At 44.1% G+C, this 456-nt stretch carries 2 protein-coding genes; both read right to left on the bottom strand.

Features of this window, described 5'->3' with window-relative positions:
• A partial coding sequence (locus tag GPK60_RS08215; RefSeq protein WP_330606601.1) for a hypothetical protein occupies window positions 1–191 on the bottom strand: 191 nt, incomplete at its 3' end.
• Window positions 178–456: TcpE family conjugal transfer membrane protein (locus GPK60_RS08210; RefSeq protein WP_215659269.1), on the bottom strand; the 279-nt coding region annotated here is incomplete at its 5' end. The genes GPK60_RS08210 and GPK60_RS08215, both read right to left, overlap by 14 nt.

Below are 456 nucleotides of genomic sequence, written 5' to 3'. Positions count from 1 at the left end.
GTTGCAATCTGCAACGCATGAATCTTTCCCTCACGGGACTGTGCGATAAGCTGACGGAAGCTGTCATGCACAAGGTATTTCTGTTCTGGGGATAAGAATGAATAATTGTACGGTATCAGCTCATAGTAGGCGAACACCTCATTGTCCTTATTCCAGACAAGGTTATTGTCGATATATTTAATCGGGAACATAGGTCACACTCCTTACTGCCGTGATAGTTTCCTCAAATTTCTGCTTATGCAGGTTCACGGCTTTTCCGGCATAAGTCACTTTGGGACGCAGAGCATACAGCACCATCGTCTTGATGTAACTGTATGGCTTTTTCCCGTCAAAGGTTTTCTGTGACATAAACCATGTAAGGGCAACGGGAATCCCGAAATATTTCAAAAACGCACCCTCAATCATGGAAAGTGGCGGTACATCTGCAAACAGAATGATGATAAATTCCGTCAGCAC

The organism is Ruminococcus sp. MCC718 (assembly GCF_018783905.1).
Taxonomy (GTDB): domain Bacteria; phylum Bacillota; class Clostridia; order Lachnospirales; family Lachnospiraceae; genus Hominisplanchenecus; species Hominisplanchenecus faecis.
Note: the sequence above shows the minus strand (reverse complement) of the source record. Positions and strands in the feature narration are given on the sequence as shown.